The sequence below is a fragment of the Neobacillus niacini genome (assembly GCF_048572935.1).
GTDB classification, from domain to species: domain Bacteria; phylum Bacillota; class Bacilli; order Bacillales; family Cytobacillaceae; genus Neobacillus; species Neobacillus niacini.
The window spans coordinates 639449-652500 of record NZ_CP183883.1; the positions used below are offsets into that span (position 1 = coordinate 639449).

Sequence of the window (13052 nt, forward strand, 5' to 3'; positions counted from 1 at the left end):
AGCAGGGTTCCATAAGAACCCTCACTCTTTCAATATGATTAATTTCCCTGCTGTTTAATTTTCTCTACCATTTCTTTTGCCCAAGGATATTCTTTATAGTAAGACTCGTACATTGGCTGAACGGATTTTTCCATTTCATTCAGGAACTTTTCATTTGGAGTAACAAATTTCATCCCTTTTTCAATGAGGAACTTTTTATCAGATTCGTAGTTTTCTTCAGATAGCTTCCACTCGTAATCAGCATATTCTTTCGCAGCCTCTTCTACAGCCTTCTTTTGATTATCGGATAGCTTATTCCAAAAGGCTTGGTTTACAATAAGTACATTGGGAGTAAAGCCATGACGCGACTCTAAAATGTGTGTTTGAACTTCATAAAAGCCAGAAGACTTAACAACCCCAATTGGATTATCTTGCGCATCAACTACTTTTTGTTCCATTGCTGTAAATACTTCAGATAGCGGCATTGGTGAGACATTGGCTCCTAATGCTTTACCCAACTCTACAAACACAGGTGTATTAGGCATACGCAGTCTTAGTCCTTTAAAATCATCCATACTGGCAACCTCACGATTCGATGAAACCATTCTAAAGCCGTTGGCAGTCCATGCTAACGTATGAACACCATGAACCTTTGCCAGCTCATCCGTCATTTCTTTTCCGATAGGACCTTCCAATACTGCCTTTGCATGTTTGAAATCTTTTACTAAGAAGGGTCTTTCAATAACACCCATTTTAGGAACATCCGCCTGCATAATCATTCCAGGGATCCCCATCTCAATTGTCCCATTACGAACACCGGTATAAAACTCTTTTTCCCCGCCTAGTTTATTGTTTTCATAGATTTCTACTTTTAACGTTCCACCCGACTTTTCTTCAACTAGCGGTTTAAACTTTTCCTTCAGTGCAACATTTTGAGGATGATCGATTGCGTAGTAATTAGCTACCTTGATTGTATAAGATTGGTCTTTACTGCCCTCGCTGCCCTTACTATCCTTGTTAGTCGATGCTTGATCAGCTTTACTTCCGCAAGCAGCTAAAATAGTTGTGATCATAAAAACGATTGCTAAAATCATACTCCACTTTTTCATTACCTTATCTCCCCTTTTTTTATTGTGTTTTTCCCCCGTATTTAACTGAACTAGAATGTAATCATTGCCTTTATTGTGTTTGACTCTGGTTTAGATAGGGTTTCAAATTCTCCAATAATTTCCTCAAACGAAGTTTTTGAGGTAATAAAGGAATTGGTATTCACTTGCCCTTGTTTAATGGTTTGAATTACATACTCAAAGTCTTGCCTTGTCGCATTTCGACTTGATAATAGAGTTAATTCCTTTCTATGAAACTCTGGATCGGGGAAAGAAATATCTGCCTGAACCAGTCCAACAAAAACAAGTCGTCCGCCATTAGCAGCATATTTGTATGCGTTATTCATTGAATTTACATTACCAGTAACATCAAAGACAACGTTTACAAAATCACCATTTGTTATTTTCTTGATTTCTTCAATGGCATTAGAAGAAGAAGGATCGATCACATAGTCAACATCTGCCCAATTTTTGCAAAAGTCCAACCGTTTTTCATTCACGTCTATGGCAATCACCTTTGCTCCGGCTAGTTTAGCAAATTTCATTACCCCTAAACCAATCGGTCCAGCACCGATGACAGCCACAAATTCAGAGGGTTTAATGTCTGCACGTCTCACTGCATGTGCACCAATACTCAAGCATTCGACTGTAGCTGCTTGCTCTAACGTGATATCGTTCGTTTTCATTAAGTGAGAAACAGGAATTGTCATATATTCCTGCATACCACCATCAGTATGTACCCCCAAAACCTCTAACTCTGTACAACAATTTGGTTTTCCATTACGGCATGCAATACATACTCCGCATTCTAGATAAGGAATAATCGTTACTTGATCACCAATAACATAATTCTTTTGGTTGGTTTGAATTTCGACAATTTCCCCTGCCAATTCGTGACCTAACACCCGCGGATAACTAAAATACGGCTGGCGCCCTCGATAGGCATGAAAGTCCGTTCCACAAATGCCAACGCGACGAATACGAATTAATGCTTCACCTTCTTTTATAGAAGGCTTTTTAACATCATTCATAACAAACTGATTAGGTTTTTCACAAACAAGACTTTTCATGTTGTCTTCCTCTCTTTTCCGTTTGAAATCTAAATGAAAAATTAATTGTGTCTACAGACATAGAACCATCCCCTAATGGCAGCGTTTACATATAATCCATAACATAATTCCTTCATTTAAAAATACATTGTTTATTTCTTGTGAAGTGTGACATGTCACACTTCACATTTTTAGAATAAATGCCTTCTGACTAATTGTCAACACTTTTTTGAATTGACTGATAAGTGAGTTGACATTGACTGATAAGTGAGTTGACTCAGAATATGAAAATCTGTTATCTCCACACTAATACTTGAAGATCTCCTTTCAAAAAGAATTGACGATTTGCAGATCATTCATTATAATTTTTATTGTATCTTAATTTTACTAATATTTACTTTTATTCATTTGTGATATGTTACACATTACAATCTAAGATCAAGGGGGTGAATAGAGTTTGTCCAGTGAAATCGAAACTTCACTTTTAACGAACCAAGTTTATAAGGTACTTAGGGGAAAGATTATTGATGGAAAATATAAACCAGGTGACAAACTAGATATTTATAAGCTTGCAGACGAGTTCGAAGTAAGTCGTTCTCCAGTAAAAAGCGCAATTAATCAGCTTGTTCATGAAGGCCTGCTCGAAATCGTCCCTCGTAAAGGAACCTATGTCACACAATTACAATTTACTGACTTTATTGAAGTCCTTGACGCACGCTTAATGATAGAAATGTGGGCAGCACAGAAAATTATCCACACAGTCTCCGATACTCAACTTGAAGAATGGGGAAATATTGTAGAGAAAATGGATTCGTTAATAGCGGTGAATCCATTCCCTTTTGAGTTGTATATTGAATTAGATGTTGCATTTCATAAAGCCTTAGTTGAATGGTCAAATAATAAAAAGATCAAGGATATATATGGTTCTCTAAATACACATGTTGCCTTGTCTCGTATTGTGCATCCAACCTCCCTTGAAAGCACAATTAAAAGACATAGCCACCACCATCGTTTAGTTGAAGCCATGCGGGAACGTAATCTCCCCACTTTCCTAGGTGTATTAAAGCTTCATATCGAAAGCCTAAAAAAAGAATCAGAGCTATGCTGGAACGATTTTGCAAGATAAATCCCTCCCGTTATGGCTGAACAAAAACAATCTCTTCGGTGGGTATTAAACTGTAAGAGGTTGTTTTTTTGTTTTTATGCAATTCCTAAGCCAATGGAGTTGACTAATTTAGTCTCCCTTTTCTGTCTTTTCCTCTCAGGATTAAAAAAAACGAGAAAAACTGGAGGAAATACTCCAATTTTCACTCGTTTTAGGGTAGATATAACAGCTTATTCACATATTGCCTTTGTTACTCCACAGTTACCGATTTAGCTAGGTTACGTGGTTTGTCAACGTCGCAATCACGGTGCAGTGCAGCGTAGTAGGCAAGTAATTGTAATGGTATTACAGAGATAAGTGGTGTTAATAAATCATGTACTTCTGGAATGACGAAACTGTCTTCGTCCATGTTTAAACCCTTCATAGAAATAATGCATGGGTTTGCACCGCGGGCCACAACTTCTTTTACGTTACCGCGAATGCTTAAGTTCACGCTTTCTTGCGTTGCTAACGCAATTACTGGTGTACCTTCTTCAATTAAAGCAATGGTTCCATGCTTTAATTCTCCACCGGCAAAGCCTTCAGCTTGGATATAAGAAATTTCCTTTAGCTTTAATGCACCTTCTAGACCGACATAGTAATCAATTCCACGTCCGATAAAGAAGGCATTGCGTGTTACCGCTAAAAACTCTCTGGAAATATGCTCAATAATCTCTTTTGAATCACAAAGGACTTCTATTGCATTCGCTACAAGACCAAGTTCATGGATAAGGTTAAAGCCCGGCTCAAGATTACGGCTTTTCGCTGTCACTTCCGCTAAGATCGCTAAAACAGCTAATTGTGCCGTATACGCCTTAGTAGAGGCTACTGCAATTTCAGGTCCAGCGTGCAGCAATAGTGTATAATCTGCTTCACGGGAGAGAGTTGAACCAGGAACATTTGTAATCGTTAATGCTTGATAGCCCATTTCTTTAATGTTAACAAGAACGGCACGGCTATCGGCAGTCTCACCACTCTGAGATATAAAGACAAATAGAGGCTTCTCAGAGAGAAGTGGCATATTATAGCCAAACTCACTAGAAATATGAACTTCAACAGGAATTTTAGCCAATTTTTCGATGAATTGCTTTCCAACAAGACCTGCATGATAAGAAGTTCCAGCGGCAATAATGTACACACGGTCGGAGTTGTTCATAGCATTAATGATTTCAGGGTCAATTGTTAATTCACCTTGTTCATTTTGATATGCTTGAATAATCTTGCGCATAACAGCAGGCTGCTCATCAATTTCTTTTAACATGTAATGAGGATATGTGCCCTTTTCAATGTCGCTTGCATCTAGTTCGGCAACGTAAGAAGTACGAGTAACTGTTTCCCCATCAAGGTTTTGAATGGTTACAGTGTCCTTTTTAACGATTACAACTTCTTTATCCATTAGCTCTACGTATTCATTTGTTACTTGAAGCATTGCCATCGCGTCGCTTGCCACAACATTGAAGTCAGAACCTAACCCAACAAGTAATGGACTTTTGTTTTTTGCAACAAAAATCGTATCACTGTTTTTTTCATCCAATAAAGCAAGGGCATAAGAACCGTGTAACAGACCCAGTGTCTTACGGAAAGCCTCTAACACTTCTAAGCCTTCGTTTACAAACTTTTCGACCATTTGTACAATGACTTCTGTGTCAGTTTCACTAGCAAACGAAACATCCGCTAAATATTCGCGCTTTAAAAGATCGTAGTTTTCAATTACTCCATTGTGAACTAACGTAAAACGTCCAGAGGTACTTTGGTGTGGATGGGAGTTTGTTCTGCTTGGCACACCATGAGTAGCCCAGCGTGTATGTCCAATTCCGATTTCAGCCAAAACATTCACATCAACGATCTTACGTAAATCAGCAATACGTCCCTTTTCCTTAAAAACATGAACTCCAGTTTCGTTCATAACAGCAATACCTGCTGAGTCATATCCTCTATATTCAAGCTTTTCTAAGCCTTTTAGTAAAATTTCTTTTGTATCATTTAATCCAATATATCCAACGATTCCACACATTTTTCTTTTCCTCCCTGATACAGGGGGCAAGAATGCTTTGGAGGCTCACCTTGCCCCCTTATCTCTGTTTTGAAAGGTATCTGTATATACCTTTTTCTTTTTGTTGCTATGTTTAGTATGCGCATTTCCTTCTCTTTGTGCACCGAGTTGCCTCGATGTTTTAAAGAAGAAACAATCGGTTGTGCGTTCAACCGGGAGGTATCCGCCGAACATTCGATAAACCTCCTCCTCGTCAACTAACCCACCATGGTTAGTTCAGGCGCTTTTGGTTATACTTTTTTCCTGCTATCCTCCTTTTGTAAAAATATGTTTGCTTTTGAAAAACAAAGCAAATTAATCGTAACTGATGAACCAACATTCGTCAACTAAATAATAAAAGACAAACCTGTTTACTATTACCAGTTACAAAATAAAATATGCATAGGGACTCATTAAGGTTCCCTATGCATATAGAATATACCATAAACTATTCTTTTAATTCCATTTCTGCTTTTACGACAGAAACAATTCGGTCTACATACTCCTCACACAATTCTTCAGTTGGTGCCTCTGCCATTACACGAACAAGAGGTTCTGTACCAGACGGACGAACGAGAATACGTCCATTTCCGTTCATTTCTGCTTCAACCTGCTCTATAATGGTTTTCACCTTTTCATTATCTGTTACATGGTGCTTATCTGTTACACGAACATTAACAAGCTTCTGAGGGAATTTTTTCATGTCTGCCGCTAATTCAGATAATGTTTTCTTTGTTGCCTTCATAATATTAACTAATTGCAGCCCCGTTAATAAGCCGTCTCCTGTTGTATTGTAATCCAAGAAAATGATGTGTCCAGATTGTTCACCACCGAGATTAAATCCATTTTTCTTCATTTCTTCCACAACATAGCGGTCACCCACGGCTGTTGGTACACTGTGAATTCCAAGCGCTTCTAGACCTTTATAAAATCCTAAATTACTCATTACGGTGGAAACAATTGTACTATGCTTTAGACGGCCATGTTCCTTCATGTACTTACCGCAAATAAACATAATTTGATCACCGTCTACAATATTACCCTTTTCATCGATTGCAATTAAACGGTCTCCATCACCATCAAAGGATAATCCCACATCGGCACCTTTCTCTTTCACTATTGCCGCTAAGGCTTCTGGATGAGTCGAACCAACTCCAGCATTAATATTAATGCCATTCGGTGAAGCACCCATAACTGAAATGTCTGCATCCAAATCAGCAAATAGATGTGTCGCAAGTGATGAAGTAGCTCCATGAGCACAATCTAAAGCAATATGGATACCAGAGAAATCTTCATCCACTGTATTTTTCAAATATTGAAGATACTTTTGTCCGCCCTCAAAATAATCCATGACCTGGCCGAGATTAGCACCAACCGGTCTAGGTAATTGATCCTCTGTCATATCAATTAATTCTTCAATTTCATATTCCTGCTCATCAGAAAGCTTAAATCCATCAGGTCCGAAAAATTTGATACCATTGTCTGCCACCGGATTATGCGAAGCAGATATCATTACTCCCGCCTCAGCCCCCAGTGCTTTTGTTAAATAGGAGACACCTGGTGTTGAAATCACACCTAAGCGCATTACCTCTGCACCAATTGAAAGTAATCCAGCAACCAGTGCTCCTTCAAGCATATGTCCTGAAACCCGAGTATCACGACCAATCAGCACTTTTGGTCTGTCCTTGTCCTTTGTTAATACAAACCCACCGAAACGTCCCAGCTTAAATGCCAATTCAGGTGTTAATTCACTATTCGCCACTCCGCGGACGCCATCGGTTCCAAAGTATTTTCCCATTATCAAAATCGCTCCTTATCGTGTATACTGCTGTGTTTTATGCGTTGTCTCTCGTAATCGTAATTTTTGCTGATGATTTATCAGGTTTCCAATTTACATCAGATGGTCCATTGACTTGAATTGGTACATTATGATTACCTTCTGTAAATCCTGTTAAATCAACGAATATATTGAAGTTGTTTGGTCCAAGAACTTTAGAAGCTGCGCCGGGTCCAAAGACTAATAAATTTACTAATTGATTGGATGGGTCACTAATAACCGCTTCATATTGTTCAGATAATCCCCTGATATTTATAGGAATGCCTGATACAGTCGTCTCTTCCTCTTTTTTAACGACTACGGTGACCTGTACTGTTTCAGGTGTTACTTTCGTTATTCCATTTGAGATAATCACTGGTAAAGTAATCGTCGTATTTTCACTTATCTTACTTACATCGACCTCAACTCGGACACTATCAGTATCTTTTAGTACATCTTCTCCACCAGATATTACTGCTTCACTCACATCCAAGCCAATGGATTCAATCGTGACCCCTGCTGGCGGCGTTCCTTTTTCTAAAATATTAATAGGAACTGTTTTTTCATTTCTTTTTATTGGTATGGTGACCTCAACTGTTGCCGGTTCAACCACTACATTGAGTTTATTGAACTCCTTATCAAGTACCTGTACCTGTACCTCTTTTGAGACTGTACTTTCAAGGAGATCTCTGCCACCAAGCGCTGCCTTAACATATGTAATTCGATCAATTACATCTTTCGCACCTGTTATTTTCACCATTTTCGGTTTAACGGAGGGTTGTCCCGCTGCATAACCATCTTTTATCAGTTCACTATTAAATTCAGCTTCAACCGAAAACTCGGTCGTTACTTTCTCTTGAATGGCTACGGTTAAAGAGCTAGGTTCGATTGTTGCTTTTAACTTTTCGGATAACCCGCTAACTTCAAATTTCACCTTTTGATTACCTATTTTAGCATTGGTTAAATCAACAAAAACCTCAAAGTTCTTTAAAGCCTTTGCGGACTGAACATGCGGCATTGGACCTTGTATGGTTACTTCCACCGTATCAGGGATTCCAGAAACTACAAGATTCTCGGTATCATAATAAGCTTTTACTGGAATATCAGCTAAAGTTTCTGTGGTATTTTCCCCTGGTACATTTATCTCTGTTGTTTTCCCTCCAGAATTTGGAACAGCAGAATAAAGCAGGACCGCCATTAATAATGCCAATATTTTTATAAACCAAGGATTATCCATCAGTTTATCCATTATTTTTCCCCCTCCAGTTCCAACGAGCTGAAGAAGCCGGTTTTACTTTCGTACTAGTAATAATTAAATCATGAGAAATCAATTCTTTAAATGCGTCTAATGTTAAATTTCGATGAAGCTCCCCATTTTTGGTTAAGGAAATATTTCCGGTTTCTTCAGAAACAACTATTGTAATACTGTCTGTGACTTCACTTATCCCTAAAGCAGCCCGGTGTCTGGTGCCCAGCTCCTTTGAGATAAAAGGGCTTTCGGATAAGGGAAGATAACAAGCAGCGGCAGCTACAATATTTTTTTGGAGTATAACTGCCCCATCATGAAGCGGTGTATTTGGAATAAAAATATTTATGAGTAATTCGGAAGAAATTTTCGCATCTAGCGGGATACCCGTTTCTATGTAATCACTCATCCCTGTTTCCCTCTCAATGGAAATCAAGGCACCAATACGCCGTTTTGCCATATAGTCGGTCGCCTTAACAATGGCATCCACCATTTTCTCCTGCTCCTCATCATCCGGTCCATTGCTTCGTGAAAAAAAGCGCCCTCTGCCTAATTGCTCGAGTGCTCTCCGAAGTTCCGGCTGAAAGATAATGATAATAGCTAGGAATCCCCAATCAATCGCTTGCTGCGTTAACCAGCTAAGCGTATTTAGACCAAAAAACTCACTAACAACTCTTATTAGGAGAATAACAACGATTCCTTTTAATAATTGTACGGCTTTTGTTCCTTTTATTAGGTTTAACAGTTTATAAATAACCCAAGAAACAAGGAGAATATCAACAATACTAGCTAAATACTTCCATATAGTAAAATCCTCAAAAAACGGCATTGTTTTTCCTCCGTAAATTTGTCTAACTTATAACCAATTTATTATACCATAAATTAAACATGTACTTATTATTAATCATTCTAATCTAAATCATTAAAAAAGAAATCACTCACTACGAGTGACTTCTTACTATTATTCTTCACCTTCATTAAAGATATCAATTACTTCGAAAGCGACTCTTTTCATGTGATACCAGATCCAGTCGAAGACTTCATTAACCTCTTCTATTTGCCCTGTTACATGGCCAGCGGAAGCTAAATACTGTTCCCCATTAATCACTGTGACATCACCTTGGACTTCACCTTCAATTCTTAGCTCGCCGTTTCGGACAATTACATCACCTTTGACAACTTCTCCTTCCGGTACAATCACAGTACCGTTCTGAACAACTAGATTCTCTTGTTTGGAGACGGAAAACTCACGTTCCTGATTCCAAGTTGAAAATACACTTCCTGCCATAAGGATTAAAAATAATGACGCTGCCGCAATTAATGGATGATTTCGTAACCATCTTTGCATGCTGACTTTTTTCTTTTCTTTTGGCAGGCTGGCCATTACCTTCGCAGTAAAATTGGGAGGTGCCTGCATTCTAGATGTTCCTTTTACAACTGCAATCGTTCTTTTATATTCATTGAACAGAGTCTCACAGTCCTTACAGCTTTTGAGGTGGTTTCTTAAAATCATCTCATTTTCGGGGTCAATTTCTTCATCTAAATATTCATGCATTAACTCAACGATTTCTTCATCACACTTCAACGTGTTTCACCTCTTATCACACATAACGTAATTGTTGACGTAACGCCTCACGTCCTCGATGGATTCGCGTTTTGACTGTACCTAATGGTAAATCAAGAATTTCACTTATTTCATTTAAAGACAACTCTTCAATATATTTCAAAACAATAACAGACCTGTATTTTTCAGGAAGCTTTAAAATTTCCTTTTGAACGGATTCTTGAAGTTCAAGACTTTCTAACTCATTTTCAGGTAAAGGAGAATTGGATGCCAGCTGCGAGTACATCGTGAGGCCGTCAGTTCCCGAGACCTCTGCATCAAGATAGTAATCTGGCTTTTTCTTCCTCATCCTGTCAATACACAAATTTGTTGCAATCCGAAATAACCAAGTTGAAAACTTTAAATCCTGATTAAATGATTTGATATTAACATATGCACGGATAAAAGCTTCCTGTGCAATATCTTCTGCTTCGTGGCGGTTTCCCAGCATTCGATAACCTAACTGATAAATACTATTACTATATAGCTCAACAATTTCAGCAAAAGCATCTTGATCGCCTTTTAAAACCTGTTTAATTCTTTTTTTTATAAGGGCTTCCATCTATTTTTCTCAGCTCCAATACAGCTATACAATCTTACGAATCAATAGCAAAAAGGTTTCACTATAAATAATTTCTTTCTTACATACTTTTTATATTAACAAATATTAACTATTTTGGATAAAGGGAAGCTTAAAAGTTTTTTAAAAGTTGGAAGGAAGTAGTGGAAGGAAAAATAACAGCAGCTTTCTGGGAAAGCTGCCTGCTTATGATTATAGTAATTTTTCACCAAACAAGGAGCCCATCAATTCAACTGCCGCCCTTGCTGTTTTATTCTTTTCGTCTAAAATCGGGTTAACCTCTACAAACTCTGCTGATGTAATAATCCCTGCTTCCTCAAGCATTTCCATTGCCAAGTGACTCTCTCGATAACTAATCCCGCCCATAACTGGAGTTCCTACACCTGGAGCATCATTTGGATCTAATCCATCTAAATCTAGTGATAAATGAACACCATCTGTATTTGCCTTTAAATATGCAATTGTTTCTTCCATCACTTTTGCCATACCTAGCCTGTCTATCTCATGCATGGTGTATACTTTAATGCCTTTATCTTTAATTAAGATTTTTTCACCTTCATCAAGAGACCTTGCACCAATAATAACCACGTGCTCTGGTTTTACTTTTGGAGCATAACCTCCTAAATCAGTTAAAGAGCGATGACCAATCCCTAAACTCGCTGCTAATGGCATACCATGTATATTTCCAGAAGGCGAGGTTTCTGCCGTATTTAAATCACCATGTGCATCATACCAAATTACCCCTAGGTTCGTGTAATGCTTGGAAACACCAGCTAAAGTTCCAATAGCTATGCTATGGTCTCCACCTAAAACAAGCGGAAATGAACCAGATTGAATGACTTCGTCCACCTTTTCTGCAAGCAAGGTACTTTTTTCAGCTACAAGATCTAGATTTCTTAAGTTAGATTCTTTATCGATAACCACTTCAGGTCTTCCAATCGGAATGTCACCCATATCATGAATTTCATCAAATAGTGGTTTCAGTCTCTCATTTATCCCCGCATATCGGATAGCACTAGGTCCCATATCAACTCCACGTCTCATTTGACCCAAATCCATCGGCATTCCAATTATAGATAGCTTCCTCATATTCTACCTCCTACCCCTTGTTATCTACTATTTTAACCGCTTTCAAGGTAATGACTCAACTCGACAAAATTATGTATATATATACGGGGCAGAAAAGGATGTTATGTAAATGTTTCGACGGCTGATTAGTGATTGCATTTACTTTTGTCATACAGGTTTTAGTTTCAATGAGAATAAGAATATAAAAAAGCCTTAAATCAAGGTGATTTAAGGCGAAGTTTTTATGTAGTGTGATGGTTTTTAAGTCAAACCTTGATTACTTTCACTATTGTAAAAATATCTTGGTGGAGCCTAGCGGGATCGAACCGCTGACCTCCTGCGTGCAAAGCAGGCGCTCTCCCAGCTGAGCTAAGGCCCCATATGGAGCGGAAGACGGGATTCGAACCCGCGACCCCCACCTTGGCAAGGTGGTGTTCTACCACTGAACTACTTCCGCTTTTCATAGATATAGACCCAAAGAGATACCATCTCTTAGGGCCGTTTGTACAATGATGAGCCATGAAGGACTCGAACCTTCGACCCTCTGATTAAAAGTCAGATGCTCTACCAACTGAGCTAATGGCTCTTGGCTGGGCTAGCTGGATTTGAACCAACGCATGTCGCAGTCAAAGTGCGATGCCTTACCGCTTGGCTATAGCCCAATGTTTAGTACAATTACTAGTATGTCCATATATTTTAAAAATATAAGTGGTGGAGGGGGACGGATTCGAACCGCCGAACCCGGAGGGAGCGGATTTACAGTCCGCCGCGTTTAGCCACTTCGCTACCCCTCCACTTATAAAAAAAGTGGTGCCGGCGAGAGGACTTGAACCCCCAACCTACTGATTACAAGTCAGTTGCTCTACCAATTGAGCTACCCCGGCGAAATATGGAACATTATTTTCGCTATCGCGAAAAAATGTTGTTTATTTTGCTTTGCAAAATAATTTGGTGGAGAATGACGGGATCGAACCGCCGACCCTCTGCTTGTAAGGCAGATGCTCTCCCAGCTGAGCTAATCCTCCATATATGGTACGTTATGTTGCGAAAAAACGTTGGTGACCCCTACGGGATTCGAACCCGTGTTACCGCCGTGAAAGGGCGGTGTCTTAACCGCTTGACCAAGGGGCCATATATTTAGTAAACAGGTAAGCTTCCAAGCGGGCTCGAACCGCTGACCTCTTCCTTACCATGGAAGTGCTCTACCTACTGAGCTATGGAAGCATAGCCAATAATCTTTAAAATAAAAATGGCTCCGCAGGTAGGACTCGAACCTACGACCGATCGGTTAACAGCCGATAGCTCTACCACTGAGCTACTGCGGAACAATATAAAGGCCTGGCAACGTCCTACTCTCACAGGGACAAAGTCCCAACTACCATCGGCGCTGAGAAGCTTAACTTCCGTGTTCGGTATGGGAACGGGTGTG

The 13052-nt window shown here is 39.1% G+C and carries 10 protein-coding genes, 10 tRNA genes and 1 rRNA gene (1 of these 21 cut by a window edge); 1 reads left to right on the top strand and 20 read right to left on the bottom strand.

Features of this window, described 5'->3' with window-relative positions:
- Positions 1–38: 38 nt before the first annotated feature.
- Both ACN6MT_RS02880 and ACN6MT_RS02885 read right to left on the bottom strand, forming a co-directional pair.
- Complete coding sequence (locus ACN6MT_RS02880) at positions 39–1088, bottom strand: DctP family TRAP transporter solute-binding subunit (protein WP_419954738.1); 1050 nt, start codon at positions 1086–1088, stop codon at positions 39–41.
- A 50-nt stretch (positions 1089–1138) separates the two neighbouring features.
- Positions 1139–2155, bottom strand: a complete 1017-nt coding sequence (locus ACN6MT_RS02885; protein WP_419954739.1) for a zinc-binding alcohol dehydrogenase family protein — start codon at positions 2153–2155, stop codon at positions 1139–1141.
- A 436-nt stretch (positions 2156–2591) separates the two neighbouring features.
- Here ACN6MT_RS02885 and ACN6MT_RS02890 point away from each other — a divergent pair, with 436 nt between their 5' ends.
- On the top strand, positions 2592–3260 hold the full coding sequence (locus ACN6MT_RS02890) for a GntR family transcriptional regulator (RefSeq protein WP_063255579.1): 669 nt from the start codon (positions 2592–2594) through the stop codon (positions 3258–3260).
- Between the two features lie 229 nt (positions 3261–3489).
- Here the strand turns inward: ACN6MT_RS02890 and glmS are convergent, their stop codons facing one another.
- The 18 genes from glmS to rrf all read right to left on the bottom strand — a co-directional run.
- Positions 3490–5292, bottom strand: a complete 1803-nt coding sequence (gene glmS, locus ACN6MT_RS02895) for a glutamine--fructose-6-phosphate transaminase (isomerizing) (RefSeq protein ID WP_419954740.1) — start codon at positions 5290–5292, stop codon at positions 3490–3492.
- Positions 5293–5758: 466 nt separating this feature from the next.
- Complete coding sequence (glmM, locus tag ACN6MT_RS02900; RefSeq protein WP_419954741.1) at positions 5759–7108, bottom strand: phosphoglucosamine mutase; 1350 nt, start codon at positions 7106–7108, stop codon at positions 5759–5761.
- Positions 7109–7145: 37 nt separating this feature from the next.
- Complete coding sequence (locus tag ACN6MT_RS02905; protein ID WP_419954742.1) at positions 7146–8375, bottom strand: YbbR-like domain-containing protein; 1230 nt, start codon at positions 8373–8375, stop codon at positions 7146–7148.
- Positions 8368–9201, bottom strand: a complete 834-nt coding sequence (gene cdaA, locus ACN6MT_RS02910) for a diadenylate cyclase CdaA (protein ID WP_419954743.1) — start codon at positions 9199–9201, stop codon at positions 8368–8370. The genes ACN6MT_RS02905 and cdaA overlap by 8 nt, the downstream gene beginning before the upstream one ends.
- Positions 9202–9333: 132 nt before the next feature.
- Complete coding sequence (locus ACN6MT_RS02915) at positions 9334–9957, bottom strand: zf-HC2 domain-containing protein (protein ID WP_419954744.1); 624 nt, start codon at positions 9955–9957, stop codon at positions 9334–9336.
- Positions 9958–9973: 16 nt separating this feature from the next.
- Positions 9974–10537 (bottom strand): RNA polymerase sigma factor SigW, encoded by a 564-nt coding sequence (sigW, locus tag ACN6MT_RS02920; RefSeq protein ID WP_419954745.1) that lies wholly within the window; start codon positions 10535–10537, stop codon positions 9974–9976.
- Positions 10538–10747: 210 nt separating this feature from the next.
- A complete protein-coding gene (gene rocF / locus ACN6MT_RS02925) occupies positions 10748–11644 on the bottom strand; it encodes an arginase (protein ID WP_419954746.1) in 897 nt (298 codons plus the stop codon).
- Between the two features lie 282 nt (positions 11645–11926).
- Positions 11927–12002: transfer RNA gene (locus ACN6MT_RS02930), tRNA-Ala, on the bottom strand.
- 3 nt (positions 12003–12005) lie between these two features.
- Positions 12006–12080: transfer RNA gene (locus tag ACN6MT_RS02935), tRNA-Gly, on the bottom strand.
- A 56-nt stretch (positions 12081–12136) separates the two neighbouring features.
- A tRNA-Lys gene (locus ACN6MT_RS02940) sits at positions 12137–12209 on the bottom strand.
- Position 12210: 1 nt separating this feature from the next.
- Positions 12211–12285, bottom strand: a tRNA-Gln gene (locus ACN6MT_RS02945).
- A 47-nt stretch (positions 12286–12332) separates the two neighbouring features.
- A tRNA-Tyr gene (locus ACN6MT_RS02950) sits at positions 12333–12417 on the bottom strand.
- A gap of 14 nt (positions 12418–12431) precedes the next feature.
- Positions 12432–12507 (bottom strand) — tRNA-Thr (locus ACN6MT_RS02955).
- Between the two features lie 65 nt (positions 12508–12572).
- Positions 12573–12648 (bottom strand) — tRNA-Val (locus ACN6MT_RS02960).
- 31 nt (positions 12649–12679) lie between these two features.
- Positions 12680–12754, bottom strand: a tRNA-Glu gene (locus ACN6MT_RS02965).
- A 20-nt stretch (positions 12755–12774) separates the two neighbouring features.
- Positions 12775–12847, bottom strand: a tRNA-Thr gene (locus ACN6MT_RS02970).
- A gap of 26 nt (positions 12848–12873) precedes the next feature.
- Positions 12874–12948 (bottom strand) — tRNA-Asn (locus ACN6MT_RS02975).
- A gap of 11 nt (positions 12949–12959) precedes the next feature.
- Positions 12960–13052 (bottom strand): 5S ribosomal RNA (gene rrf, locus ACN6MT_RS02980) (it continues 23 nt past the right edge of the window).